The sequence below is a fragment of the Paraburkholderia sp. SIMBA_053 genome (assembly GCF_046534895.1).
In the GTDB taxonomy this organism is placed as follows: Bacteria; Pseudomonadota; Gammaproteobacteria; order Burkholderiales; family Burkholderiaceae; genus Paraburkholderia; species Paraburkholderia caledonica.
This window is the reverse complement of record NZ_JAWRXU010000371.1, coordinates 1-310: the sequence shown is the minus strand read 5'-3', so window position 1 is coordinate 310 and position 310 is coordinate 1. Positions and strand designations below refer to the sequence as shown.

General features: G+C 63.2%; 1 protein-coding gene. It reads left to right on the top strand.

Going from position 1 to position 310, the window contains the following annotated elements; all coding sequences use genetic code 11:
• On the top strand, positions 1–263 hold a 263-nt coding region (locus tag SB753_RS36040), incomplete at its 5' end, for an ACT domain-containing protein (RefSeq protein WP_410804883.1).
• Positions 264–310: the final 47 nt, after the last annotated feature.

Genomic DNA, 310 nt, shown 5'->3' with positions numbered 1-310 from the left:
GCGTGTTCGCACGCGTTGCCGCGGATATCACGTCCGCCGACGCGAACATCGTTCACATTGCGATGGACGAAGACCAGTCGCAGGAATCGACGGTGCTGCGCTTCGTCATCCAGGTCAGCGACCGCGTGCATCTGGCCAACGTGATGCGCCGCGTGCGGACCAATCTCGACGTGATGCGCATCGCGCGCGAACGGCCGAGCGAAGAAGGGCATCGTCATCACGACGGCGGCATGCGGATCGACCGCGAGCGCGCCGATTACTGAAATCGAAGTTGGGAGGCGGGCGCGTCGCTTGCACTTGTTTTGCACGA